We start from the raw sequence: 24,536 nt of genomic DNA on the forward strand, positions 1-24,536 counted from the left end.
TATCAGGCGAATGCGTTCAAACACGCGGGAAGGTTTTCCTTGTCACTCCGCGCCTGTAACGCGCCAAATGACGTCGCCCACATCGTCTGCCATCAACACAGCGCCGTCGGCAGCCAGCGCCACTCCGACCGGGCGGCCATAGGAATATTTCTCATCCGGCGACAGGAAATCGGTGAGAATATCACGTGGCATTCCCACGGGCTTGCCCTTCTCGAAGGCCACGAATGCCAGCTTGTAGCCCGAGAGTTTCGAGCGGTTCCACGATCCGTGCTGCCCGATGGCCATGCCCGACGGAAAGCCCGGCAGTGTGCCCTCGGGCAGCCAGCAAAGACCCAGCGAGGCCGTATGCCCGCCCAGCGCATAATCGGGCTGCAGCGCCGAGGCCACTTTGGCGGGATCCTGCGGCACCCGATCGTCCACCACCCGGTTCCAATAGCAATAGGGCCAGCCGTAAAACCCGCCGCCGCTTACCGATGTCAGATAGTCTGGCGGTGTCTCATCGCCGAGGCCGTCGCGCTCATTGACGACTGTCCAAAGCATCCCTTCCTCGGGCTCCCAGGCCATGCCCACGGGATTGCGCAGTCCACCCGCAAAAATACGGGACCGCCCCGATATGAGGTCATATTCGTGAATGCAGGCGCGGTTTTCTTCGGCAGCCATGCCCGCGTCGGCGATATTGCTCAAAGACCCCACGGCAACGTAAAGCTTGGTGCCATCCTTGCTGGCAATCAGATTGCGCGTCCAATGCCCGCCGGGCACCAGGTCCATTAGCTTTCTGGATGGTTTGGAGATTCTGGTCGCGCCCGCCTCGTAGGGATAGGCCAGAAGCGCGTCGCTGGCACCGACATAAAGCGTCTCCCCAACGAGCGCGATGCCAAAGGGCTGCCGCACGTTCTCGATATAGGCGTGACTTTCCTCGGCCACCCCGTCGCCGTCGGCATCGCGCAGCAGGGTGACACGGTTGGGGCTGTCGCCGGAAGCGCGCGCCCTCTGCATCGTGGCCGACATGGCATGGTCGAAGAAGGTGCGTGGATTTCCTGTCTCGCCCATGGATTCAGCCACAAGCACATCGCCATTGGGCAGCACATATATATTGCGGGGATGCACCAGCCCGCGCGCAAAGGCATTGACCTTTAGCCCCGCCGCGGCCGTCGGCTTATGCTCGCCTTCCCAGCCCTTCGCCGTCGGCATCTTCAACGTCGGTATCCTCCCTTGCGGCTTGGCCTCCGGAATGGCCGGCGCTGTGCCATAGACGGGCGCTCGATCGCCATCCCCAGAATGTCGAATGGCAGCAACGCCTCTGCTGACAAAGGCAATAAACTGGGCGAACGGGGAAGACTCGGCCATGGATCGTCTCTTGTTATGAGGGAGATAAGGGGAGCCCGGACGCTAAAGCCTTTACGCGCCCAGCACTAGAGGGGGCGGAAAAAATATCAAGGTGAGGGAAGAGGTTACGGAAGGAATCGGCGAAGGCGCCGAGATCAGACCGATCTTCATACATGGCCAGAAATATAGGACTGGAACCATCAAAATTCGAATCAATCAAATTCCCTACTCGCTATGGAACCTGTATTCGCCGTATCTCTTATGCGCTTAGAGGGACGAGATCATTGACCGACGATAAGGAAAAGCGCCGCAAAAACATAAGAGACCAGGTCTTACAGCGTGGTTTCCAGGATGTTGTGCGCAGTGCGAGTGCCCCGCCTCTTCCAACAAATGGCAGGTTCAAAGAGCTGCTCGAGCGACTCGAAGAAAGCGAAGAGCGTGCAGCCCGAGCGGCTAAACCCCCTCGCGACTAGTATCGCAAAACCGATCTATTCTATCCGAGTGATTTGACCATTGGACAGTTCGAAGATGCCGCTACTACCTCCTTACGGTCGAAAGGTGTTTCTGCTCGCGTCACCTATAAAATACTATACACGTCAGAGCTGTGTCTGATATTGCCTGTTGACACCAAATAGCTGTCGGCGTTTTTGCGGGCGCGACCGTTCCCAAACGGAAGTGAGCGAAGACATCGGTTTGGCTATCCAACTTCGCTCGTTGGCTGACCCGCTCCTCCGGGAGAAAGTGGTCCGACGACTCCATTATTCTCCCCTCCGGGGGCTCTAACGCTGACGAGAGCTGCTATGAACCAGAGCCGAATGCCGCAAATTTCCGGGCGCGCCCTGGGCCTCGATCCCGGCGTTGCATTTGGCCTCGCAGTCGCGATCGTCTTTTTCATTCTTAGCGGGCTTGTGGCTTATTTCAATCTTCAGGCCTTGCGCGAAGGCAATGAACGCGTTGTGCAAACGCACGTCGCCATTGTCACTCTGGATGAGCTGTTGTCGCTTGTTCAAGACGCCGAGACTGGCCAGCGTGGTTTCCTGCTCACCAACAAGGAGACATATCTGGCGCCGTACAACACGGCGCTTCAGGCCATACCGAAGAAACTCGATGAGATCGGCCAGCGGACCGCCGGCAATTCGGGTCAGGGCCAAAGGCTGGTCACGCTTCGACAACATGTCGAAGCCAAGCTCGCAGAACTCGCCGAAACCAACGAGCTTCGGCGCACCCAAGGTCTGGACGCGGCACTTGCTATTGTTAATTCCGATCGCGGCAAAATCGAAATGGATGGGATCCGCTCGCAGATCGCGGCCATATCGGCGGGGGAGGGCGAAGTCCGTCGCCAGCGGCTTGCCGAGATGGCGAGCGCTCAGAAGACGGCCTTCCTCAGCACATTATTCTCAGGGATTCTTGGTATTGCCTTGACCGCCACGATCGGCTTTTTGATCCGCAGGGCGACTTTGGCCCGCCGGCGCGACGAATGGCTGCAATCGGGTCAGGTCGGATTGACCTCGGCCATGATGGGAGACCAACCTGTTGAGCAACTCGGCAACAGCATTCTCGACTATCTGGCGCTCTATGTAGGTGCCGTTGCCGGCGCCGTCTTCACCGGCGGTGGCGGTCAATTTCAGCGCGCCTCTGTCTACGGCGTTCCCGAGGAGGCAAGCGTGCCGAGCGCCTTCAAGCCGCGCGAAGGGCTGCTAGGTCAGGCAGTAGCGGAAGCCAGATTCATGGTGGTCGGAGAGGTGCCGGATGGATACCTTGCTTTCGGCTCCGCGCTCGGCAAGGACAAGCCGAAGCATCTGGTTATTTTTCCAGGCAGCGTCGATGGCATCGTTAATTCGGTTATCGAGCTCGGCTTCCTGCAGCCGGTAGACGAGCGTGTCATCGCGCTTCTCGACCGCGCCTCGGAAGCGGTCGCCATCGCGGTGCGGTCGGCCACCTATAGGGGCGAACTGCAAAACCTCCTCGAAGAGACCCAACGACAGTCCGAGGAGTTGCAGACCCAGTCGGAGGAACTCCGGGTCTCGAACGAGGAGCTGGAGGAGCAGAGCCGCGCCCTGAAAGAATCGCAGGCTCGCCTCGAGCAGCAGCAAGTCGAGCTCGAACAGACCAATGCCCAGCTCGAGGAACAGGCCCAGCAGCTGGAGGGACAGCGGGACGATCTCGAACGCGCCAACGCGGAAGTACAAACCAAGGCGCGCGAGGTGGAACAGGCGAGCCAGTACAAGTCGGACTTCCTCGCCAACATGTCACACGAGTTGCGCACGCCGCTCAACTCCTCCCTGATTCTCGCCAAGCTGCTTGCTGACAATCCGGACGACAACCTCACAGAAGAGCAGGTCAAATTCGCCAAGACAATTCAGTCGTCCGGCAATGATCTTTTGAACCTCATCAACGACATCCTCGATCTGTCGAAAATCGAGGCTGGCCACGAGGAGATGCGCCCCGAGACGCTCTCGGTTGAGCGCCTGGCCAATAATCTCCGGCAGGTTTTCCAGCCTCTCGCCATGGACAAAAAGCTCGACTTTGCCATCGACATTGCGGCGGATGCCCCTGCGACGATCGAGACGGATGCGCAGCGGCTCGAACAGGTGCTCAAGAACCTGCTCTCCAATGCGATCAAGTTCACCGAAGCTGGACAAGTCCGGCTCTCGATTCATACCGCCGGCGACAGCAATGTAGCGTTTGCCGTGTCTGACACCGGCATCGGCATCGCCAAAGAGCAGCAGCGCAGTGTCTTCGAAGCCTTCCACCAGGCCGACAGTACCATCAGCCGCAGGTATGGTGGCACCGGACTTGGCCTATCGATCTCTCGACAGCTGGTGCGTCTCCTCGGTGGTACGATCGGGTTGGAGAGCGAGCCGGGGCGCGGCAGCACATTCACTATTACAATTCCCGAAAGCTACAGTCCCGCAAATGTCGCGCCGCGGGAGCCGCTGGCGGGCGTTCCGGTAGCCTTGAGCCGTCAGCAGCCGGAGGCCCCTCGGCCCGCAGCGCCATCAAGTCCGTCGCGCAAGGTCGACGATGATCGCGATGCGCTGACGGAGGCCAAGCGCATTTTGCTGGTCATTGAGGACGACGACACCTTTGCCGCGATCGTGCGCGACGTGTCGCGCGACATGGGCTTCCAGTCCATCGTGGCCGGAACGGCCGAAGAGGCATTGCGCCTCGCCAAGCAATACTTGCCCAGCGCTATCGTGCTGGATGTCGGCCTGCCGGACCAGTCCGGGCTCGCGGTCCTCGACCGGCTCAAGCATGACGTCAAAACGCGTCATATCCCCATTCATATGGTGTCGGCGACCGATCAGGTCGAAACCGCCTATTCCCTGGGCGCAGTCGGCTTCGCAACCAAGCCCGTGACACGCGAACAATTGACACAGGTTCTGCAAAAGCTCGAAACCAAGCTGTCACAACGCGTGCATCGCGTCTTGATCGTCGAGGACGATCCGGTCCAGCGCGAGGCCGTGGCTAAGCTTCTGAAGGCGGGAGACGTCGAAACACAAACTGCCGGCACGGCCGCCGAATGCCTCGACCTTTTGAAGGATCAGACATTCGATTGCATGGTGCTGGACCTGTCCCTGCCAGATGCTTCGGGCTACTCGCTGCTTGAGACGCTCAGCCAGGAGAGCGCCTATGCCTTCCCGCCGGTCATCGTCTACACGGGCCGGGAACTATCGGCGGACGACGAGCAGAGGCTGCGGCGCTACTCCAAATCTATCATCATCAAGGGCGCCAAGTCCCCCGAACGCCTGCTTGATGAGGTAAGCCTGTTCCTCCATCAGGTCATTGCCGAGCTACCGGCGGAGCAGCAGAAAATGATCCGCAGGGCCCGTAACCGAGATGCCCTCCTCGAAGGGCGCCGGATACTCGTGGTCGAAGACGACGTGCGCAATGTCTACGCGCTCACCAATATCCTCGAACCACGTGGCGCCATCGTCGATATCGCCCGAAACGGCCGTGAGGCCATCGAAGTGCTGCAGAAAGAATCCGGTGCACCGATCGAGCTGGTGCTGATGGACGTCATGATGCCGGTAATGGACGGGCTCGCGGCTACCCGCGAGATCCGTAAGAACCCGGCCTGGAAGAAACTGCCGATCATCACGCTCACCGCCAAGGCCATGCCGGACGATCAACAGCGCTGCATAGAGGCCGGCGCCAACGATTACATGGCCAAGCCACTTGATGTGGAGAAGCTGCTGTCGCTGGTCCGCGTCTGGATGCCCAAATGACCGAAGTCACCGTGCCAGAGAAGATCGAAGACATCGAGATCCGGCTCCTCCTTGAGGCCCTGTTCCTCAAGTACCACTACGACTTCCGCAACTATGCGATGGCGTCGATCAAGCGCAGGCTTAAACAAGCGCGCCAGCAACTGGGCTTTGCGACCTTTTCCGCCCTGCAGGAGAGCCTGTTGCACGATCCTGCGCTGTTGCCGCGGCTCCTGCGCTACCTGACCGTGCAGGTCAGCGAGATGTTTCGCGATCCCAGCTATTTCAAGGCAATGCGTGAGAAGGTGGTGCCGCACCTGCGGACCTATCCTTCACTCAAGGTCTGGATCGCCGGCTGCAGCACCGGCGAGGAACTCTACTCGCTCGTTATCCTGTTCCGTGAAGAAGGGCTCGAAGACCGCACGATCTTTTACGCTACGGACATCAATCACGAGGCGCTGCAGGCTGCCGAGGCGGGCATTTTCGCCCTCGACCGGGTGGCGCTCTTTACCGAGAACCATCGGAAATCGGGCGGAAAATCGTCGCTGTCCGACTACTATCAGGCGGCCTATGGCCGCGTGTCCTTCGACAAATCGCTGCGCCGGAACGTCGTGTTTTCCGACCATAGCCTGGTCACGGACGCCGTTTTCGCCGAAATGCATCTCATCTCATGCCGCAATGTGATGATCTACTTCGATAGCGGCCTGCAGGACCATGCACTTGGCCTGTTCAAGGATTCGCTTGTTCGAAAAGGTTTCCTGGGGCTTGGCTCCAAGGAGAACCTGCGGTTTTCTCGCCACGCGAACGCTTTCGCCGACTTCGTGCGGGAGGAGAAAATCTACCAGAGGCGGGCCGAATAATGTCCGTTCAACCCGAAGCCATCGTCATCGGTGCGTCGGCGGGGGCAGTGGAAGCCCTTTCGGTCGTGCTGACAGCGCTCCCCGCCAGCTTTCGTTTGCCTGTCATCGTGGTCGTCCACGTACCGCCAGACAGGCGCAGCGTCATGGCCGAACTGTTCCAGGCCAAATGCATGCTGCCGGTACATGAGGCCGAGGACAAGCAGCCGATCGTCGGCGGCACGATCTATTTTGCGGCGCCGGACTATCATCTCCTCATTGAAGTCGACAGGTGTCTCTCGCTTTCGAGCGATGAGCCGGTTCTGTTTTCTCGCCCATCGATCGACGTGCTGTTCGAGAGTGCTGCCGATGCCTATGGCCCCACGATGATCGCCATCGTACTGACCGGCGCCAATCACGACGGCGCTGCCGGACTGCGGGCCGTCATCGACGCAGGCGGTAGGGGTCTCGTTCAGGATCCCGAAACCGCCTTTGCCGCTGCGATGCCCGAAGCCGCCATTCAAATGTGCCCAAGCGCCCGGGTTATGTCGCTTGAGGCAATCGCCCAATATCTGAAAGAGGTTTGACGCAAGCATGGAACCTGTCCCTTTTCTGCTGGTCGACGACCTTGAGGAAAACCTGCTGTCGCTGGAGGCGCTGCTCCGGCGGGAAGACATTCTCCTGTTGAAGGCCCGGTCGGGCGACGAGGCTCTCGAGCTTCTGCTGGAGCATGACGTCGCGCTGGCGCTGGTCGATGTTCAGATGCCTGGGCTGAACGGTTTCGAGCTCGCGGAGCTGATGCGTGGCAACGAGCGTACGCGTCGCATTCCGATCATTTTCGTGACGGCCGGCACGGGGGATAATCAGCGCCGGTTCCGCGGCTATGAGGCGGGGGCGGTCGATTTCATTCAGAAGCCGATCGAGCCCGACATCCTGCGCAGCAAGGTCGACGTTTTTTTTGAGCTCTATCGGCAGCGGCAGCATTTGGCAGCGCAGCGGGACGAGCTGGCGATGCAAGCTGATGCGCTCAAGGAGGCAGCGCGCCACAAGGACATCCTGCTGCAGGAGATCAACCACCGGATCAAAAATCTGTTCACCCTTGCGGCCGGGCTGATCTCCTTGAGCGCCCGTCCCGCCAAAAGCGTTGCCGAACTCGAGACGGACCTCAGGTCGCGCATGCACGCATTGGCGCGGGCGCATGAACTGACCTTGCCCGACTTCTCGCGCAACAGTGACGGTGCACAGACCGCCACCACCGTAACGGCGTTGCTCAAGGCCATTGTCGCGCCGCACGATCATGACGCCGATTCACGCATTACAATCACCGGCGCGGACGCTCCCTTGACGGGGCAGGCACTGACGTCCTTTGCGCTGCTCCTGCATGAGCTGACGACGAATGCCGCGAAATACGGCGCTCTATCTTCCCCGGCAGGGAAACTGACGGTCGATGTTTTCGCGGCCGACGAACAGCTTCATCTGACGTGGCATGAGCGCGGTGGCAGCGTCCTTTCTCCGGCTCCCGATAGGGCTGGCTTCGGCACGACGCTCGAAACCGCGGCGCTACGCGGTCTCGGCGGCACAATTACGCGCGACTGGCGGGCCGACGGGCTCACTTTGTCGCTGAGCGTGCCGCTGGCAAGTCTGGTTGTCTGAAGCCGAGTCGATCGCCGAACAAGGCGGCTAAAGAACGAGCGGCGGGACTTCGCGCCGATTTTTGGAGCCGCCAATCGTGCTAAGCCACGCTCTCTGCAGCGGCGCCGACGATACCCACGATGCTCCAGTCAAATTGCTGGGCGATCACTGCTCGGTTCAGCGCGCTCTGATAAAGACCGAAGAATTTTTGTCGTCGAGGAACTCGTGGGCCTTTCAGACCTTATCCGGGAGAATTCTCGGCTGCCTACGAGGCCTCTCGGACCGACTTTTCCAATGCAGCGTTCTGTGAACAGTCAATTGAAAGGAATATTCATGACCCTGAAAGCTTTGGCTTTTAACAGTACACTGAAGTCTTCCGCTGCTTCGGAGCCGTCCTCGACAGGCAGACTGCTGCAACTCATCGCGGAGGAGTTCAAAAAACACGGGGTTGAAATGGAGATGATCCGGCTGGCGGATCATGACATCAAGCCGGGCGTGGCATCGGATGAAGGCGAGGGTGATGCATGGCCGAAAATCAGGGAGATGGTTCTTGAGGCCGATATCCTGCTGATCGGCACACCGATCTGGCTGGGACAGCCCTCGAGCATCTGCAAGCGGGCCCTCGAACGGATGGATGCTTTTTTAGAGGAGACCGATGATCGGGGGAGGATGGTGTCGTATGGAAAAGTGGCGGCTGTCGCCATTGTTGGCAACGAAGATGGCGCTCATCATGTCTCGGCCGAGGTATTTCAGGCCCTCAACGATGTCGGCTTCACAATTCCTGCCAATGCAGTGGCATATTGGGTCGGGGAAGCGATGGGCTCAACGAATTTCATTGACCTCGAAGAAATCCCGGAAGAAGTCGAGACAATGATCTCAATGCTCGCCCGAAACACCGCTCATCTCGCCGGAGTGCTGAAACGGTCTCAGTATCCCGGCGAGGAGGCGTAATACATCGCCCGGCAGAATCCATGCATACCGGAGTGGAATTCTGAAATTTGAATTGAGCAATCGACGGAGGAAGCCATGACCCAGATCAAGGATATCGATGGCGCGTCGAAACCGCCCGAGAAGGAAGATTGGGTCCTGATCGAGAAGGTTGACGGGAAGTTCGTTGCGGATGGATCGTTATCCGCGATCGACGGGCCCGCCTACTTCCAGCCGGAACCATTTGATACGCTCGATGAAGCCGTCACCGCGTCACTGGCTTGGGCCGAACAGAACGAGATTCCATTCGTCTATGTGCGCGCCAGCAAATAGTTGCGCGAGGCCGCTGCGGCTCTCCGCAAGTTATTGTACCTAGAGCTTCGACAGCACTTACAACAATGACCACTTGTCGGCCCCATACTTTCGCATGAGAAAATAAGACTCGGAACCTTACCTCAGACCGTTTGTTAGCTCCGAGTATCAATCTGCGAAAAGGAGACCGAGACATGACCAAATCTATCTTAGTTGCATTCTTCAGCCTGGCCTTGGCCAGCGCCGCTGTCGCTCAAAATTCGGGCAGTGGTAATACTTCGGGTGGTGCATCCGGCAACACCGGATCGTCGGACAGTTCTGGGGGCTCCAACTCCAACTCCAATAAATCAGGTGGGGCTTCAGGCAACACAGGAACACCCGACTCATCTGGCACTGCAAGCCCGAACACAGGCTCCGGCTCGGCGAGTGACAAGCCTGCCGGCAGTGGCGCCCTCGACTGCCCGGACTCCTCCGGGACTGCGTCAGGAACGCAATCCACAACCGGCCAGCCACCAAAAGATTGCCCTAATAGGCGAACTTATTGAACGACGCCCGTCGTTGAAACTTCGGCGGGTTTCGCCTGCTTGGCCTCAGTCAGTGATCGGCTGGACGAAATCCCAACTAGTCCCATCAACGAGACATTTCTGCCAGGTTGGGGTAGCGTAGAAAGCTCTGAATTCATGCACCACGATCGGGCAATCTGTGCCCACGCAGTCGCTGAAGCGTCAAAAACAGGTTGTGATCAGGGTCGCTCCTGCCGAAAGAATAGTATTGATCCTTCTGCAAAAAAGCTCTTCGCATAAAAAAATATTGACAAAGTGCATATACACATATATGGCTCGTGTATGAGTGCAAGATCATCAATGGCTGCCTGCAACAGCTTCGCAACCCGGCAGGCTTCCAGGTACATAACCCGGCTTTACGACCGCCACCTTTCGGCTGCCCAAGTGACCAACACGCAGTTCGGAATACTGGTGCTGCTCTCGGAAGCGCCGGGCATGACGATGAGCGAACTTGCGCTTGCGATGGTGATGGAACGAACCTCGCTGGTACGCGCCATCAAGCCGATGGAAAGGGATGGATGGTTGAAAACGGAACGGGCCGCACAGGAGACCCGAAAGTTAGTGCTGTCGCTGACCGAGGCCGGACACAACAAGGTGCAGGCAGCTTTGCCACTATGGCAAAAAGCCCAGCAGGAATTCGAGGCGCAGGTAGGGCCCGAAAAAGCCGCGCAATGGCGGCATGATTTTCTAGAGTTGACACGCAACACTTAGGATCAGACACAATAACAAGTTTGCGTGTCAAAAAGTGTGTATATGCACACAAAAAGACAACTTATGAGGAAAACGAAAATGACTAGGTATTTTAGAATCGCCACTGCCGTCGGCCTTCTGTACGGCATTACAGTCGCCGGCTCGTTGGCTCAGGCCGCCGAACCAAAGATCGCAACTGAAGGGCAGGGGATTTCCACGGTGCTCGGCGCAGATGCATCCGCAGTCACCTATTGGGTTAAGCAGCCAGACGGTTGGCATGTGGTGACGACGGTCGGCACGAACGGTGCGGACAACACTCATACGGAAAGTCGCGCTGTCGCCCGGTTCTCCGCAGTGCTGTTGCCCGGTCAGTCCCAATCCATCTCAGTCCCCGCAGAATTAGGTAAGCCGCAGTCTACGCTGCTTATCCGGCGCGTTGCCGATCGCATTGAAGTAGAGACCAACTCGGACCTGGTAAATTAGGACGTGGCAGTTAGCTCGGAGCCATGCGAGAGGACGAAGTGGGGGGCCATGCTGTTTGCGTATCCCATGGCCGCCCCAATAGCGTAGTTCCATAATTGGTCTTATGCCGCAATTGTGTGTAGCGGCAAAGTTAAAATGTCCTTCAACCACACTGCACGATTGGCTCGGCGACGGTGGTGTCGTCGCTGATTGCGCGCAGGTCCAACCGATATTTGACCTAGTGCGCCGCCCCATCCACGATAACGTGATCGTAGTTCATCGAACACTTCTCAATCCGGGCATGGACCTTGTAGACCTCGCGCAGCATGGCGACCGAAACCACCTCGTCCGGTTTGCCACAGGCGCGCATCCGACCATTCTCGATCACCATTACCGTGTCCGCAAAGCGCAGGGCCTGGTTGAGGTCATGGATGGCAATCAGAATGATCATGCCCTTGCTACGCGCCTGGCGCCGCATCAAATCGAGCACTTCGATCTGGCGGTGAAGGTCGAGCGCGCTGGTGGGCTCGTCCATAAGGATGATTTCCGGTTCGCGAACGAGTGCCTGCGCGATCGACACCAGTTGGCGTTGCCCTCCGGAAAGTGCGCCGAGGTCGTGGAAGGCGATCGGTGCAATGTTCAGCGCTTTCATGATCTCGTCGATGAGGCGCAAGTCCTCGTCGGCCACAGCCCATGATTGACCCTGTTTGCGGGCGAGCAAGATGGATTCGTAGACGGTCAGCACCGCATTGGCCGATGTATCCTGCGGCATATAGCTGATGGCGTTCGCGGTCTTCGCGCCCTCGATGATAACGTTTCCCGGCCCCTTCAATATTCCGGGAATCCGCTTGAGGAGCGTCGACTTGCCGGCGGCGTTCGGCCCGATCACCGCTATCACCTCCCCTGAGTTCAACGTCGGGGTGGTGATGTCTTGGACAAAGAGCCTGCGGCCGTGGTAGGCGCCGACCGCTTGCAATCGAAGCGCTACCATGAACGGCCCCTGCTCGACAGGATGAGCGAGAAGAAGAACGGCACGCCCACCAGCGCTGTGATGATGCCGATCGGGAAAACGACACCCGGTGCGATCGACTTCGAAACGATCGAGGACAGTGACAGGAGCAGCGCACCGGCGAGGATCGAGCCCGGCAGGAAGAACCTCTGGTCCTCGCCGAGGATGATCCGGGCTATATGCGGCCCCACAAGGCCGACAAAGCCGATGGTGCCGACGAAACTGACGGGAACCGAGGCTAGCAGTGAGACGACCAGCATCGTCTCCAGCCGGATACGGCGGACGTTGACGCCGAAGCTCGCCGCCTTGTCCTCGCCGAGCCTGATCGCAGTCAGTGCCCAGGCGTTGCGCGCGAACATCGGCAGGGCGATCGTGAGCACGGCAAGCGTGGTCCAGATCTTCGGCCACGTCGCCTTGGTGAGGCTACCCATCGTCCAGAAGACGACAGCCGACAATGCCTGTTCCGAGGCGAGATATTGCAGGAAGGCGAGCAAGGCGTTGAAGGTGAAGACGAGCGCGATGCCGATCAGCACCACGGTCTGCACGGTCACGCCACGCATCTGTGAGATGAAATGGATGAAGAGCGTAGCGATCAACGCCATGATGGAGGCATTGACCGGCACCAGAACGCCGGCTGCGATCGGCAGGATAGAAGCGCCGGTGACGATGGCAAGTGCCGCGCCGAAGCTTGCGGCGGCGGAGATGCCGAGTGTGAAGGGGTCGGCGAGCGGGTTTGCCAGAATGGTTTGCATCTGCGCGCCGGCAACGGAAAGCGCGGCGCCGGCGATGATCGCCATTGCGGCGACAGGCATGCGTATGTTCCAGACGACGGCACGCAACTGGGGGGAAATGGAATCGGGATTGAAAAGTGTCGAAACAACATCGCCGAGGCTGTAGCGCGCCGGTCCCCAGGCAAGATCGACGGCGAATGACAGGCACAGCGCTGCCGTCATGGCAAAAAGGATGACGAGCTTTCGCCGAACGAGGGCGCGATAGCGCGCCCTTCCGGCTTCGGCATCGATCGAGGTTGCAGCGATCCTGGCCATATGCGGGTTAGTGTGCCGCCCTGGCATCCACCCAATAGCCCGGCTGATAAGGGATTGGCAGGAACTTGTCGTGGAACTCCTTGAAAGTGGCGTCCGGATCGAGATCTGCGAAGAGGTCCGGGTGGAACCACTTGGCCAGCTGCTGCACGGCGACGAACTGGTAGGGGCTCGTATAGAACATGTGCCAGATCGCGTGGACGTCGCCGTTGCCGACAGCCTTGGAGCCGGTGAAGGCCGGATCGGTCATCAGTGCATTGAGCGCCTTGCGGCTCTCCTCGATCGTCGGCGCAGCGTTGGGACCGACATTGACGTAACCCTTGGCCCCCTCCGTCTCACTCCAGTTCGTGCCGGTCACCACCACGATGTCGGGATTGGAGGCGATGACTTGTTCAGGGTTGAGTTCCCCATAAAGACCCGGCACGAAGTCTGAGCCGATATTGTGCCCGCCTGCCTGTTCCACCATCAGACCGAAATTGAGCGGGCCGAAGGTAGCGCAACACCCAGTAAGGCCGGCGATGCGATACACCAGCACATTCGGCCTCGCCGGGCTCGCCGCCTTCAGCCTGTCGGTAACGCGTGCCATCTGTTGCTTCCAGTAAGCGGCGACGGCTTCGGCGCGATCCTCACGGCCATAAAGCTTTCCGAGGATTTTCAGGCTCGGCTCCGTATTCTTGATCATGTCGGCGCGGAAGTCGAGATAGACGATCTTCGCCCCCACTCCGGCAAGTGTCTGCTCAAGTTTGGCTTCGTCAGCCGGGGGCTTCGATTCGATCGGAAGGAGAACAACATCCGGGTTCAACTTGACGATGGTTTCGGTTTGCAACGTTCCATTGTCCACATTGCCGACGAAAGGCAGCTCCCTCATCTTCGGGAATCTCTGAGCGTAGGCATCGAAGCTGTTCTTGTCTGTCTTCCACAAATCGTTGCGCCAGGCCACGATCTTGGCGAAAGGATCTTCTTTTGCGATCGGTGCGATGGCATGGATCATCAGGCCCTGCCCGAGGACGACGCGCTCAACCGGCCTGTCGAAACTGACTTCGCGGCCCGCAACGTCGATGACGCTGAAGGATTGGGCTTGGGCGGAAAGCGGCAGAAAACTTGCCAGCAAGGCCGCCGCCGCCGCGGCCATTCTTAAAAAATTCATTCTGAAACTCCCGTACGTCAAAAAACATTTTCAGCCATATTGAAGTTGACTCTAATAATCAAGTTTACTATGTTAAATTATAGATGTGAACACGGATTATACTTTAGTTATACTAAGCCAAGCGCGCTCTGCCTCAATATATCATTTTGAGTGTAAGAGGTTGCGGAGCTTCTCATGACAATTGTGAGTGGCACTTTCCGCGCGGGCGGAGCTAGAACTATCGAGTTGGCCATTGGCGCGCTTGTCCCAAATGCCGGGATGGTGTCACGATTCTGACCCACGTGCTGGTAGCCAATGCGAAGACAAAGGGTCTGCGGGCAACCGCCGCAAGCTGCGGCCGCCCACGCGACTGTTTTTCATTCTGTGCGCACAGCTTGAAATAGCCGCCTGTAATCAGCTGGGCTGATGCCAAGCTTTGCTTTGAAATGATTGCGTAGAGTGGCCGCTGCGCCGAAACCCACCATGAATGCCACTTCATCTACGTATAAGTCGGTTTCTTCCAGTAGTTGCTTGGCCCGCCGTATCCGTTCCAGGAGAAGCCATTCTCCCGCTGGCGCCCCCATCACGCCAACAAAGTGACGTTGAAAAGTGCGGCTACTCATCGCCACTTGCGCAGCCATATTTTCTATGGTCCAGTCTGCATCCAATGCGCCCCTGATTGCGTCTATCAGTGGTGCTAAGGTCGAGCTTGGTCGCTTCGAAACCGGGTCTTCGATATATTGAGCTTGGCCGCCTTCTCGATGAGGAGGCATCACCAGCCGACGCGCAACATCGTTTGCCGCACGGGGTCCAAAATCTCGTCGGATCAGATGGAGGCACAAGTCGATCCCTGCCGCGCTACCCGCGGATGTCAATACATTACCCGCATCAATGTACAGGACTTGCGCCTCAACCTTAATTTGAGGATATCTGGCAGCCAAAGTTTCAGCATGCCGCCAATGGGTCGTGGCGCGCTTGCCGTCGAGCAATCCGGCGGCCGCCAAGACAAAAGCGCCTGTGCAGATTGACAGTATGCGTGCGCCTCGCTCGCTGGCATTTTTCAACGCCGTGCACAAATCTGAGGGCACGGGATCATCAACCCCGCGCCAGCCGGGGACAATAATCGTTCGGGCGTTCGCGAGTAGCTCCATTCCGCCGTCGGCGGAAACGTGGATGCCCGCAGGACCGCGAATACTGCCGGGCTCTCCCGCACAGGTGGCAAAACGGTACCAGCTATCGCCCATCTCTGGTCGCGGAAGGCCAAAAACCTCGACTGCACAGCCATATTCAAAAAGGCTCAGGCCATCATAGACCACGACCGCAACCAGCCCTGCACTCTCCGTCAGTCGCGATTTCATTTTGTCATGATCCGGATGCAAATAGGCATTCATGCCACTAGCGCGGGACACTTACACATTTTACCTACAGCCCTCAAGGCTTTGAAATGCCGGGACCGTCCCGGCATCGCCATCGGAGTGGAGTCGGTGAAGGTAAGGGTTGCTCGAAAACTGGAGATCGCAGCGGACATTTGCGAGTTCCACCTGACACTTCCGGGTAATCAACTACTACCTACCTTTGCTCCTGGCTCGCATATCGATGTGCATCTTGGCAGCCTGGTTCGGCACTACTCACTGTGCAACGACCCAATCGAAAGAGATCGGTATGTGCTTGGTGTGCTTAAGGAGCCTTCCTCACGCGGAGGAGCAAAGGCTATGCACGCCCTCTCAGAGGGCGATGAGCTCGAGGTAAGTGAGCCAAAGAATAATTTTCCGCTGGATTGTAGCGCACAGCATTCAATACTTCTGGCGGGAGGCATCGGCGTGACGCCAATTCTCTCAATGGCGAGTTTTATGGCGCGCAGTGGTATTTCGTTCGAATTGCACTATTGCATCCGCGCTCGTTCACGCGCCGCCTTTGTCGACCGTCTTTCCAATTCTGAACTTTCTGCGCACGCGAATGTCTATTGTGATTCCGAGCCCTCATTTGGCCAGTTGGATCTGTCAAAAATTCTGCAGGATCCCGACCCAAAAAAACATGTCTATGTATGCGGCCCAAGCGGATTTATCGAGGCATGCCTGTCGGCAGCCACTGCTGCAGGATGGAATGATGCAAACCAGCATCGAGAGTCTTTTGCAGTCGCGGCAAATTCGCCAGCGCCGAAAGATTCCTTTGACGTCAAACTCGCCCGCTCAAATCGGATTCTTCGCGTTGCTTCTGGACAGAAGGTGATCGACGCACTAACAGCCGCAGGGGTCCATGTTCCATTCTCGTGCCTGGAGGGCACGTGTGGAACGTGCCTGACAACCGTACTCGATGGGGAGCCGGACCATCGAGATACATATTTAACGAAGAGAGAACGGACAAAAAACGATCGGTTCCTGCCTTGTTGCTCGCGGTCGAAGACTCCGATGCTCGTACTGGATTTATAAATCATCCACTCTATATTGAGCGCTACATAGCGTAACTCAATAAAATATAAGCAAACCAAATTATTAAACAAAAGTTAATACTACAAATTCAACATAAAGAGGTAACATAGATATGGCGACTTACCAAAAAGGCGCTGAAATTAATAGAAAGCCCAGAATAAATATTCTTAAACCAATTGTCATATTCCACCGATGGCTTGGAATTGCGTTCTGTCTGCTCTTTGCGATGTGGTTTTTCTCCGGCGTCGTTATGATGTACGTTCCCTATCCATTCCTTGGAGACGGCGCACGTATCAACAAGGGCTCCATGATCGACGGCAGCCAAGTCGAGTTGTCTCCTTCATCTGCAATCACTGCATCTGGCATCACGTCGCCTGCCCGCCTCCGCATATTGGAAGTAAATGGTCAGGCGATGTACGTCATCCAGCCACCGAAAGGTCCACAAGTGATCGTTTCGGCTAAAACTGGTGAGGTCGTGGCAGGCATTTCCAGCGAAGCTGCCAAGTCGATTGTCCAGTCTTTTTCCGGAATGGCGGTCAAAACGGTGTCGAACCCGCTGAACTATGATCAGTGGATGGTTCACCATCAGTACGACAGGTATCGCCCATTCTACAAAGTCTCGCTTGCCGATGAGGCGGGGACAGACCTCTACGTATCTCAACGCTCTGGTGAGGTAATGCAGCGTACGACAACCTTCGAGCGATCCTGGAACTATCTGGGATCTGTGCTTCATTGGATTTACCCAACGGTCCTGCGCCAAAACTGGGTTGCATGGGACCGAACCGTTTGGTGGATGTCACTTGTTGGCATCAGCCTGACAATCGCGGGCATCTGGCTGGGTATCGTTCGCTCGTACAAAAGCGCCAAATTCAACCAAGGGGCAATTTCTCCCTACAGAGGTTGGATGAAGTGGCACCACGTCGGGGGGCTGGTCATGGCCACCTTTGTCTTCACGTGGATACTGAGCGGCTGGCTCTCAATGGATCACGGAAGGCTCTTCTCGACCGGCGAAATGACCGACGCTCAAGCTGAAGCGTATGTTGGGTTGACGGTAACCCAAGCGGCAGAATCTGTATCGCCTGACACAATCAGAGCCATTCTTCCGGCCAGCGAGGTGGAAGTGTCTGCTGTGGCGGGTAAGCCATACCTGCTTGCCCGTGGGCCTGAGGCCGCTCCCAAGATCGCGGCAATTCGTGATGGTAAGGTGGCTGCCCAATCCAACGCCTTTCCCGATGATGTCATCTGGCAGGCCGCTTCCATGGCGTACCCTGGACAAACAGCGGAGCGACCAACCCCGATCCCAGCCGACGATGTCTACGCGAACCTTCGGTCGAGCGATGGCGTGGGTGGAGACGGTCTGCGCATCGTTCTAAACGACGCCGCCAACACAGCCGTCTATGTCAATCCGGTGACCGGCCGCGTCATTGAGGTCATTGACGCCAGCCGACGAACCTATCGCTGGCTATTCTACGGGCTGCACACCCTGGATTTTCCGTTCCTCTCCAACAACGCGATTTGGAAACCGCTAATGCTGACGCTTCTCGCTGGCGGGTTCGCTTTTAGCGTGACAGGCGTTCTGATCGGATGGAGACGGTTGCGTCGCAAATTTGCCAGATAGAAAGACCTCCAAGCACGGCGTGCGCCCTTCAGGAGAATCCGTGCTCGATGCGCGAGTAGACGAGCAGAGTGAGCGTGTTGATCTGCGAGCCGACGAAGGGCGCCGTCAGCGCGAGCACGGCGAGAATCGCCAGGATCTTCGGCACGAAAGTCAGCGTGATCTCCTGGATCTGCGTCAGCGCCTGAAACAGCGCGATGCACACGCCAGCAAACATCGCGGCGCCGACGGCCGGACCGGAGGCGACAATCACGGTCCAGATGGCCTGATTGACGATATCGAGGGCGTCGGCTTCGTTCATCGTCAGCTGACCACGATGCCGGCGGTGATCGGCAGCGTCGCGCCGCCCTTCAGTGTTGCGATCATGCCGTCATTGTAGATGCGCACGGATTCGACGACACCGCTAATCTTGCCATCGGCGCTGGTGACAGTCCGGCCGATAATGCCGTCGGCCTGCTGCAGCGAGGAACTGGCCAGAAGCTGGTCGAGTTTGGTGTTGGTCTGCACCGCCTGTTCGACACTGGAGAACTGGGCGAGCTGCGTGACCTGCTGGGTTGCATCCATCGGCTGGGTCGGATCCTGGTTCTTCATCTGCGCGACCAGCAGCTTCAGGAATGTCTGGTAGTCGACACCCGGACCGTTCGTCTTGCCGGTGTCGTTGTTCGTATTCGTCTGTTGTGTGCCGACGGGCGGAACAGTGGTCATGCGTGTGCCTCCGGCCTCAAGGCCTGGTCCGTTTGGGATGGAATGACGGGCGGGACTTCGCCTGCGAGAATTTGTGCTTCCAGGGTGTATAGCAGCCGGATCGATTTCAGCGCCTCGAAGACACGGTCGTTGAAGACAAGCTCGTCGATGAGCTTGAGCTCCTTGAGCATCCGCTGATTTTCGAAGGTCGTCAGCAAGGAAGCCAGCATGCGCTTGAACGTGCGATGAGCCTCATCCTTGATTGCCGGGTTGATTAGCATGATCTGCGCCGCAAAATAGAGCTGGCGCAGCGGCGTCGTGGTCTCATCGGCCTGCATGACGTGCGTTTCAAGCAGGAAACTCACGTCGTTCATGAATTCGAGCGAGACCTTGCGGTCGGCGCGCAGCACGGCGCCGTTGACATAGATCTTTTCACCGGCACGAAGCGAGATCTTCATGATCAGAGTCCGTCCCGTATCGTTCGGGTGATTTCGATGATGCTGTCGTAGTCGGTCGACGTTTCCTGGCGGATCGCCTCGAGTTCCTTGAGGATGAAGATGCCGATCGAGATAAGCGAGGCACGCAGCTCTGGCGGCAATCCGTTGGCGGGGCTGCCGAGATCTTCGAGAACGAGCATCCACAGTCGCGAGGTGAACTGGACGGCCTCGATGCCCTTGAACGAGTACCCGCCCTCGTCGCGCGCCTCCTCCAGCATCATGATCGACTGATCAAACAGCGAACGCTCGGTTTCCCTGGCGTTGTCGGCGCCGTCGCTCATGATGTCATCGTATCGGGCCTGGTACATGTTTGTTTCCGTTCACCAGCTTGGCGCAGTGATTGCGCTGGTCACTATTTCAGATAGTTGAGCAAGCTCAGGCTTTGAATCTTGACGGTCAGTGCATAAGACGCCTGGATCTGTGTTGTAAGCGCATTCACGCGGGTGGCGGCCTCATTCGGATCGACGGCTTCAAGATCGAGTACGGAGCTGTTGAGGACATTGAGCTGCACGGCCAGACGGTCAGTCGCGTCCTTGGTGCGGGCCTGCGCATTGCCGAGGAACGCCTGCGTGTCGGCGAGTGCGGTAATGGCGTCCGTTGTCGTCTTCGATGCCTTGCCGACGACTTCATCAAGGGCGGACTGGCTGAGACCGATATTGCCGAGCTCCGCAACCATGGTCATTGCCATCGCCATCTGCCGAAAGCCGGCGCTGTTGGCGCTGACCGAAGTTTCGGCGATTTCGGTGGGTGCAATGCGGCTCTTGACGAGCGTATCGGAGGCCGACGACCAGTTTGCCGACCATGAGGCGGCGTCGAATTCGCCGGCAAAGGCAGTGTCGAGATAATCCTTCATGGCGGTGGGCGTAATATTGGCGGTCTGCGGATCCGTGGTCGGAAAGCCGAAATAGTCCTGGAAGGACTGCAGGACAGCGGCGCGAGCCGGACCTCCCGCAGCGTCATAATCGGCAAGCGGCTTCACGTCGGTGTTGACACCCGCAAAAATATACTCGCCATTGAAGCTCGAATTGAGCAGCTCCGTCGTCGATTGCATCAGGTTTTTGGCCTTGTCCACGGCGACTGCCCTGCCCGCCGCACCACCTGACATTGCCGTCACCGTGCTCAGAAGGTCTTGCGTTCCTTTGATGATGCTGGTGAGCGCATTCTGCGATGTGGTCATTCGCTCCTTGATGACGCCATTCGTGTCGGTCAGGACGGACAGGCGGTCATATTCCTTGCGCAGTGAGATGGACTGGCCGGTGCGGCTGCCAAGGGTCAGCCCCTTGTCGAAAACGAAGCCGGTCGTTCCCTCCTGCTGTGCCTTGATCAGCTCGGATTGGGCTTTTGCCAGAATGTTGCGGGTCGCATTTGCCAGCATATAGGAGGAAACGGATTGGGTTTTCATATCTATGACGCCGCCTGAAGGAGTTCTTTCAACATGGAGTCGATCGTGGAGATGATCCGCGCCGACGCACTATAGGAATGCTCGAGATCCAGGAGCGACTGCATTTCGGTGTCGATGTTGACGCCGGTCGCATTGGAGATGGCATCGCTTGCCCTGGAAGCCAGAATGCCATTGTATTCGTTGGTCTGCGTTGCAGACTGCCGCTTTGCCTCAAGCGAACTTATGGAGGCAGAGGAGAAGTCGAGCAGGCTCTTGTTGTTGCCGGCGTTTGCGGCTGGATCGTAAATGCGCGGTGAGGTGATCGCGCCGATCAAATTCTGGAGACGTACCGAGAACCCGGCGGAGCCATCGGGGTTCTGGACGTAGTCCGGATTGGCCGGCACCGTACCGCCGTCGCGCAGAAGCGCGGGATTGCCGCCTTCGCTCAGGACATAGGCCGATGAAACCTTGATGGTGCCGGCGAGACCCGGAAGGATCGTGCCATCCGCTGGCATTGCCGGTGCTCCGGGATAGGTGAACAGGCCCGGCACTGTCGGCAGCGTCGGCGGCGTCTTCTGATCGGATTCGGCGAACATGCTGACGAGGCTGCGCGCAATCTCGTCGAGTTGCTTCTGATAATCGGGCGCGACCTGGTCGCGTAGCTGCAGCAATCCGGAAAGGCGTCCCGTGCCATAGGGCTGCTGGAACGTGTCGTGCGTCAGCGGCACGCCATCGATATAGACCTGGTTGCCCGACGTGCCGGCGCTGAAGGCGCTGGTTGGCGTGAAGCTGACGTCGCGCGGCTTGCCTTCGAACAGTGAGACGCCGTTCTGGGCAAAGATTACCATATCGTTGTCGCCGCGAACGAGCGTCGTAATGCCGATTTCGCCGGAAATCTGCTTGAGCAGGCCGTCGCGTTCGTCGAGCGCGTCCGACACGTCAGCGCCGGAACGCGTGCCGTTGATCACCTTGGTGTTTACCGTTTCGAACTTAGCAAGCAGCGTATTCAGGTTCTTGACGGAGTCCGCGATGTCGGTGTCGGCGTCCTGCCGTAGTTTCTGGATTTCGTCGTTGCCCCGGTTCAGGGCATTGGCAAGGTCGGCGGCTTTCGTGACCGCGGCCTGTCCTACCGTCGTATCGCTTGGCTTGTTCGCATAGAGCTGCAGGGCATCCCGCAGATCGCCAAGCAGGGCACTTGGCGACCCCGATGCGTCATTGGCGGAGTAGATGCCGGACAGGCGGTCGAGGCCGCCCTGAAGCGTGTCCGAGGCGCCGAGCTGGCTGTTGCTCTCGATATACTTGGACAGGAGCGCATCATCGGCGGAACGGGTGACCGAGAGATATGTCAAGCCGCCTGGACCGCTGACCACCGAGCCGATGCGCCGGGTGAAATTGGGATCGTTGGCGCCGGCAATATTGCGCGACACCAAAGCAGTCTGCTTCGAAACGGTCGTTATCGCACCTTGAGCGGTGTTGAGCGCCGAAGTTAGTGACATACCCTTTGTCCAATCGCCATGAGTTGTTCAACTACCTTTTTAGATTGACCAGCACGTCCATCAGGTCCGCACCCGTCTGGAAGACCTTGGAATTCGCCGTATAGTTGCGCTGGGCCTCGATCATGTCGGTCAGATCCTGCGCGATATCGGCCGTCGACTGTTCGAGCGCACCCGAATTCAGATTGCCGAAGCTGCCCGTGCCGGGGAATCCAACCTGGATGTCTCCCGAGTCAGCACTCGGCGAGAATACGTTGCCGGACATGACGAGCAGATTGTCGGGACTTGGGACATCGGCAAGCGCGATCTTGTAGATCGCCCGCTTGGCGCCGTTCTTGTAGATCGCCATGACCGTGCCGTCAGCACCGATGTCCACATTGTCGATCGGGCTCGGAGAGTTGCCGTCAACCTTGACCTGGATGGGCGTATAATCGCCTGCAAGCTGCTTCGTCGCGGAGAAATCGATCTCGAGCGCCTGGCCATTTGGAACGTTGATCGAGATGGACTGGTCGGTGGAGTTCAGCTTTCCGGTCACCGCGTCGAACGTATAGTTCTCGGTCGTCAGCGGCGTTGCCGGCGTATAGGGGAAGCCGCCCGAGGCCGCCGCATTGGCATGGTCATAGGCCGCGACTTCCCAGGCATTATCTGCGGTCTTGGTGAAATAGAGGTCGACGACCACGACATTGCCGAGATTATCGAATGTCTGGATCGACGTTTTCGCCGTGTACTTGGCCGAGGCGGTGGCGTTCGCCGGCGGACGGTCGGCAGCTGCTACGATGTCCGCGCCTGCCGGAAGATTGGCGGTGAAGATACCGGTCCGACTTGGATCCGCGATGAGGTCGTTCTGGGCAATGCTGATTTTTTCGAGACCCTGGTAGCCGTTGGCGACAGGATTCACGTTGCCGTTGGTGATTGGATAGCCCATCAGGTAATAGCCCGCCGTATTCACCAGGTTGCCCTGCGGGTCCGGGACGAATGAACCTGCACGCGTTAGGTACGGCGTGCCGCTCGAATTGCTGACGATGAGAAAACCCTTCCCCTGCAGGGCGAGGTCGGTCGAAGAGGTCGTGTAACGCAGCGACCCATCTTCGGAAATGTGGTGGCGGACCGTGGTTTCGATGCCACCCGAATTATACTCGCCGCCCGAGCTTGGCAGCACGAGCGAGGAAAACTCGGTGCTTGCCCGCTTGTAGCCGGTCGTACTGGAATTGGCGATGTTGTCCGAGACGGCCGACAGGCGGTTGGCCTGGCCGTTCATGCCCGAAATGCCGGTTCGCATCATTCCATAGAGGCTCATATCCGTCTCCTTGCGTCACACCTTGCGTACAAGATCGTTATCCTGCGATTCTTGCGCGAAGCTGACGCCTTGTAGTCCTTTGGGATTAAGGGGTTCGGCGCTTCCGCCACTGGCGGATACAGCGCCTAGTCGAGATTGATGCTGTATCCGAGGAAGCGTTTCGAATCGATCGGGTCGTAGCCGAGCTGCTCGCGCAATTTCTTGCGCAATTTGCTGATATGGCTCTCGACCACGCTCTCTTCGACGTCGCTGTCGAAAATGCCGTAGATGGCGCTGAATATCTGCGCCTTGTTGAGCCGGCGGCCACGGTTGGCGATCAGGTATTCAAGGATACGGCGCTCGCGTCGCGGCAAGGAGAAATCGATGCCATTGACCTGCGGATCGCGCCCGTCCGAAAAGACCCGGATCGGACCGATCTGCGTGCCGGCATCACCGTTGCCGTAACGGCGGCGGATCGCGTTGATGCGCGCCAGGATTTCCCGCACGTGCATCGGCTTGCGGACGACGTCGTCGACACCTGCCTGAAAAAGCTCCAGTGTATGCTCGAGAGACTGTGTCTCGTTGACGGCGATAACCGGTGCCGCACAGCGTTCACGAATTTTGTGTGGAAACTTGTTCCGATCGGCGCATTCCCCTAGCAGAAATGCTTCGACCGCCATAATGTCGTTCTCCTGAACAGTGGCGACCCAGTCGCCAAAATCGTCAGGAGCAAAGCCGGTTGTCGTAATGCCCTCGCGGGCGAACCACGCAGAATACCCACTCGTCACCAAACTTCGTTCGTCGACGACTACGATCACAACCCCACCTTTCGAATCAATAAGTTGCCCCAAGCAACACACAACTAGCGGTGGTGGTGACTCGTGGACAATTCCCAACAAATAGACCCCAATTTATAGGGAAGGGCTGACTGTCGCGAGCGTACGATTTTTCCTTGACTGTGTCCTGTTTTCTGATTCGCTTTTGGGTCGGAACAAGGTTCGCAAGAATCCCTTGAAGGGAATTCACGTTT

At 58.0% G+C, this 24,536-nt stretch carries 23 protein-coding genes and 1 pseudogene; 11 read left to right on the forward strand and 13 right to left on the reverse strand.

Annotation, left to right across the window (positions count from 1 at the left end; translation table 11 throughout):
* Window positions 1-42: 42 nt before the first annotated feature.
* Window positions 43-1,347 carry a PQQ-dependent sugar dehydrogenase gene (locus tag AC1DNI_RS20940; protein ID WP_477693290.1) on the reverse strand — a complete coding sequence of 435 codons (1,305 nt, stop codon included), beginning with the start codon at window positions 1,345-1,347 and terminating at the stop codon, window positions 43-45.
* A 779-nt stretch (window positions 1,348-2,126) separates the two neighbouring features.
* Between AC1DNI_RS20940 and AC1DNI_RS20945 the strand changes: the two genes are divergently transcribed.
* The 9 genes and pseudogenes from AC1DNI_RS20945 to AC1DNI_RS20985 all read left to right on the forward strand — a co-directional run bounded on the left by AC1DNI_RS20945 (window position 2,127) and on the right by AC1DNI_RS20985 (window position 10,974).
* A complete protein-coding gene (locus tag AC1DNI_RS20945) occupies window positions 2,127-5,555 on the forward strand; it encodes a response regulator (protein WP_477693291.1) in 3,429 nt (1,142 codons plus the stop codon).
* On the forward strand, window positions 5,552-6,391 hold the full coding sequence (locus tag AC1DNI_RS20950; protein WP_228020308.1) for a CheR family methyltransferase: 840 nt from the start codon (window positions 5,552-5,554) through the stop codon (window positions 6,389-6,391). Before AC1DNI_RS20945 ends, AC1DNI_RS20950 begins: the two co-directional genes overlap by 4 nt.
* On the forward strand, window positions 6,391-6,954 hold the full coding sequence (locus AC1DNI_RS20955; RefSeq protein ID WP_477693292.1) for a chemotaxis protein CheB: 564 nt from the start codon (window positions 6,391-6,393) through the stop codon (window positions 6,952-6,954). The genes AC1DNI_RS20950 and AC1DNI_RS20955 overlap by 1 nt, the downstream gene beginning before the upstream one ends.
* A 7-nt stretch (window positions 6,955-6,961) precedes the next feature.
* Window positions 6,962-8,020, forward strand: coding sequence for a response regulator (locus AC1DNI_RS20960; RefSeq protein ID WP_477693293.1), 1,059 nt, complete (start codon window positions 6,962-6,964; stop codon window positions 8,018-8,020).
* A gap of 73 nt (window positions 8,021-8,093) precedes the next feature.
* Window positions 8,094-8,213 (forward strand): annotated as a pseudogene (locus AC1DNI_RS20965) (cysteine hydrolase); the annotation flags it as partial.
* A gap of 119 nt (window positions 8,214-8,332) precedes the next feature.
* Complete coding sequence (locus tag AC1DNI_RS20970; protein ID WP_477693294.1) at window positions 8,333-8,950, forward strand: flavodoxin family protein; 618 nt, start codon at window positions 8,333-8,335, stop codon at window positions 8,948-8,950.
* Between the two features lie 75 nt (window positions 8,951-9,025).
* On the forward strand, window positions 9,026-9,259 hold the full coding sequence (locus AC1DNI_RS20975; RefSeq protein ID WP_477693295.1) for a hypothetical protein: 234 nt from the start codon (window positions 9,026-9,028) through the stop codon (window positions 9,257-9,259).
* 842 nt (window positions 9,260-10,101) lie between these two features.
* On the forward strand, window positions 10,102-10,512 hold the full coding sequence (locus AC1DNI_RS20980) for a MarR family winged helix-turn-helix transcriptional regulator (RefSeq protein ID WP_477693296.1): 411 nt from the start codon (window positions 10,102-10,104) through the stop codon (window positions 10,510-10,512).
* A gap of 78 nt (window positions 10,513-10,590) precedes the next feature.
* Window positions 10,591-10,974 (forward strand): hypothetical protein, encoded by a 384-nt coding sequence (locus AC1DNI_RS20985; RefSeq protein ID WP_477693297.1) that lies wholly within the window; start codon window positions 10,591-10,593, stop codon window positions 10,972-10,974.
* A 217-nt stretch (window positions 10,975-11,191) separates the two neighbouring features.
* Here AC1DNI_RS20985 and AC1DNI_RS20990 read toward each other — a convergent pair whose 3' ends face one another.
* The 4 genes from AC1DNI_RS20990 to ftrA all read right to left on the reverse strand — a co-directional run bounded on the left by AC1DNI_RS20990 (window position 11,192) and on the right by ftrA (window position 15,522).
* Complete coding sequence (locus tag AC1DNI_RS20990) at window positions 11,192-11,944, reverse strand: ABC transporter ATP-binding protein (RefSeq protein WP_477693298.1); 753 nt, start codon at window positions 11,942-11,944, stop codon at window positions 11,192-11,194.
* Window positions 11,938-13,008: a FecCD family ABC transporter permease gene (locus AC1DNI_RS20995; RefSeq protein ID WP_477693299.1), complete on the reverse strand. Its 1,071-nt coding sequence runs from the start codon at window positions 13,006-13,008 to the stop codon at window positions 11,938-11,940. The genes AC1DNI_RS20990 and AC1DNI_RS20995 overlap by 7 nt, the downstream gene beginning before the upstream one ends.
* A gap of 7 nt (window positions 13,009-13,015) precedes the next feature.
* Window positions 13,016-14,152: an ABC transporter substrate-binding protein gene (locus AC1DNI_RS21000; RefSeq protein WP_477693300.1), complete on the reverse strand. Its 1,137-nt coding sequence runs from the start codon at window positions 14,150-14,152 to the stop codon at window positions 13,016-13,018.
* 356 nt (window positions 14,153-14,508) lie between these two features.
* The gene (ftrA, locus tag AC1DNI_RS21005) at window positions 14,509-15,522 is read right to left on the reverse strand and encodes a transcriptional regulator FtrA (RefSeq protein ID WP_477693301.1); all 1,014 of its coding nucleotides are present in this window, start codon (window positions 15,520-15,522) and stop codon (window positions 14,509-14,511) included.
* Between ftrA and AC1DNI_RS21010 the strand changes: the two genes are divergently transcribed.
* Window positions 15,496-16,560, forward strand: coding sequence for a PDR/VanB family oxidoreductase (locus tag AC1DNI_RS21010; protein WP_477693302.1), 1,065 nt, complete (start codon window positions 15,496-15,498; stop codon window positions 16,558-16,560). The two genes, ftrA and AC1DNI_RS21010, sit on opposite strands and share 27 nt — an antisense overlap.
* Window positions 16,561-16,672: 112 nt before the next feature.
* The gene (locus AC1DNI_RS21015) at window positions 16,673-18,178 is read left to right on the forward strand and encodes a PepSY domain-containing protein (RefSeq protein ID WP_477693303.1); all 1,506 of its coding nucleotides are present in this window, start codon (window positions 16,673-16,675) and stop codon (window positions 18,176-18,178) included.
* 28 nt (window positions 18,179-18,206) lie between these two features.
* Here the strand turns inward: AC1DNI_RS21015 and AC1DNI_RS21020 are convergent, their stop codons facing one another.
* The 8 genes from AC1DNI_RS21020 to ftcR form a co-directional block, all read right to left on the reverse strand.
* Window positions 18,207-18,476 (reverse strand): flagellar biosynthetic protein FliQ, encoded by a 270-nt coding sequence (locus tag AC1DNI_RS21020; protein ID WP_027233065.1) that lies wholly within the window; start codon window positions 18,474-18,476, stop codon window positions 18,207-18,209.
* A gap of 2 nt (window positions 18,477-18,478) precedes the next feature.
* A complete protein-coding gene (gene flgD / locus AC1DNI_RS21025; RefSeq protein WP_113282235.1) occupies window positions 18,479-18,880 on the reverse strand; it encodes a flagellar hook assembly protein FlgD in 402 nt (133 codons plus the stop codon).
* Entirely contained in the window at window positions 18,877-19,317 is a 441-nt protein-coding gene (gene flbT, locus AC1DNI_RS21030) for a flagellar biosynthesis repressor FlbT (RefSeq protein WP_477693304.1), read from the reverse strand. The genes flgD and flbT overlap by 4 nt, the downstream gene beginning before the upstream one ends.
* A 2-nt stretch (window positions 19,318-19,319) precedes the next feature.
* Window positions 19,320-19,664, reverse strand: coding sequence for a flagellar biosynthesis regulator FlaF (gene flaF / locus AC1DNI_RS21035; RefSeq protein ID WP_027233068.1), 345 nt, complete (start codon window positions 19,662-19,664; stop codon window positions 19,320-19,322).
* A gap of 44 nt (window positions 19,665-19,708) precedes the next feature.
* Window positions 19,709-20,758, reverse strand: a complete 1,050-nt coding sequence (locus AC1DNI_RS21040) for a flagellar hook-associated family protein (RefSeq protein WP_477693305.1) — start codon at window positions 20,756-20,758, stop codon at window positions 19,709-19,711.
* 2 nt (window positions 20,759-20,760) lie between these two features.
* On the reverse strand, window positions 20,761-22,233 hold the full coding sequence (gene flgK / locus AC1DNI_RS21045) for a flagellar hook-associated protein FlgK (RefSeq protein WP_477693306.1): 1,473 nt from the start codon (window positions 22,231-22,233) through the stop codon (window positions 20,761-20,763).
* A gap of 31 nt (window positions 22,234-22,264) precedes the next feature.
* On the reverse strand, window positions 22,265-23,527 hold the full coding sequence (locus AC1DNI_RS21050; protein ID WP_027233071.1) for a flagellar hook protein FlgE: 1,263 nt from the start codon (window positions 23,525-23,527) through the stop codon (window positions 22,265-22,267).
* Between the two features lie 125 nt (window positions 23,528-23,652).
* Window positions 23,653-24,324 carry a flagellar transcriptional regulator FtcR gene (ftcR, locus tag AC1DNI_RS21055; RefSeq protein ID WP_027233072.1) on the reverse strand — a complete coding sequence of 224 codons (672 nt, stop codon included), beginning with the start codon at window positions 24,322-24,324 and terminating at the stop codon, window positions 23,653-23,655.
* Between the last annotated feature and the right edge of the window lie 212 nt (window positions 24,325-24,536).

The organism is Phyllobacterium sp. 01N428 (genome assembly GCF_056399405.1).

Excerpts from the sequence above, each read along its gene's own strand:
- AC1DNI_RS20940 (WP_477693290.1), bottom strand. The coding sequence starts at position 1,347 with ATGGCCGAGTCTTCCCCGTTCGCCCAGTTTATTGCCTTTGTCAGCAGA.
- flgD (WP_113282235.1), bottom strand. The coding sequence starts at position 18,880 with ATGACCACTGTTCCGCCCGTCGGCACACAACAGACGAATACGAACAAC.
- AC1DNI_RS21020 (WP_027233065.1), bottom strand. The coding sequence starts at position 18,476 with ATGAACGAAGCCGACGCCCTCGATATCGTCAATCAGGCCATCTGGACC.
- AC1DNI_RS20995 (WP_477693299.1), bottom strand. The coding sequence starts at position 13,008 with ATGGCCAGGATCGCTGCAACCTCGATCGATGCCGAAGCCGGAAGGGCG.
- ftrA (WP_477693301.1), bottom strand. The coding sequence starts at position 15,522 with ATGAATGCCTATTTGCATCCGGATCATGACAAAATGAAATCGCGACTG.
- AC1DNI_RS20980 (WP_477693296.1), top strand. The coding sequence starts at position 10,102 with ATGGCTGCCTGCAACAGCTTCGCAACCCGGCAGGCTTCCAGGTACATA.
- AC1DNI_RS20960 (WP_477693293.1), top strand. The coding sequence starts at position 6,962 with ATGGAACCTGTCCCTTTTCTGCTGGTCGACGACCTTGAGGAAAACCTG.
- flgK (WP_477693306.1), bottom strand. The coding sequence starts at position 22,233 with ATGTCACTAACTTCGGCGCTCAACACCGCTCAAGGTGCGATAACGACC.
- AC1DNI_RS20945 (WP_477693291.1), top strand. The coding sequence starts at position 2,127 with ATGAACCAGAGCCGAATGCCGCAAATTTCCGGGCGCGCCCTGGGCCTC.
- AC1DNI_RS21050 (WP_027233071.1), bottom strand. The coding sequence starts at position 23,527 with ATGAGCCTCTATGGAATGATGCGAACCGGCATTTCGGGCATGAACGGC.
- AC1DNI_RS20950 (WP_228020308.1), top strand. The coding sequence starts at position 5,552 with ATGACCGAAGTCACCGTGCCAGAGAAGATCGAAGACATCGAGATCCGG.
- AC1DNI_RS20955 (WP_477693292.1), top strand. The coding sequence starts at position 6,391 with ATGTCCGTTCAACCCGAAGCCATCGTCATCGGTGCGTCGGCGGGGGCA.
- flbT (WP_477693304.1), bottom strand. The coding sequence starts at position 19,317 with ATGAAGATCTCGCTTCGTGCCGGTGAAAAGATCTATGTCAACGGCGCC.
- AC1DNI_RS21010 (WP_477693302.1), top strand. The coding sequence starts at position 15,496 with ATGATCCGGATGCAAATAGGCATTCATGCCACTAGCGCGGGACACTTA.
- AC1DNI_RS21000 (WP_477693300.1), bottom strand. The coding sequence starts at position 14,152 with ATGAATTTTTTAAGAATGGCCGCGGCGGCGGCGGCCTTGCTGGCAAGT.
- AC1DNI_RS20990 (WP_477693298.1), bottom strand. The coding sequence starts at position 11,944 with ATGGTAGCGCTTCGATTGCAAGCGGTCGGCGCCTACCACGGCCGCAGG.
- AC1DNI_RS21040 (WP_477693305.1), bottom strand. The coding sequence starts at position 20,758 with ATGAAAACCCAATCCGTTTCCTCCTATATGCTGGCAAATGCGACCCGC.
- AC1DNI_RS21015 (WP_477693303.1), top strand. The coding sequence starts at position 16,673 with ATGGCGACTTACCAAAAAGGCGCTGAAATTAATAGAAAGCCCAGAATA.
- AC1DNI_RS20970 (WP_477693294.1), top strand. The coding sequence starts at position 8,333 with ATGACCCTGAAAGCTTTGGCTTTTAACAGTACACTGAAGTCTTCCGCT.
- AC1DNI_RS20985 (WP_477693297.1), top strand. The coding sequence starts at position 10,591 with ATGACTAGGTATTTTAGAATCGCCACTGCCGTCGGCCTTCTGTACGGC.
- flaF (WP_027233068.1), bottom strand. The coding sequence starts at position 19,664 with ATGTACCAGGCCCGATACGATGACATCATGAGCGACGGCGCCGACAAC.
- AC1DNI_RS20975 (WP_477693295.1), top strand. The coding sequence starts at position 9,026 with ATGACCCAGATCAAGGATATCGATGGCGCGTCGAAACCGCCCGAGAAG.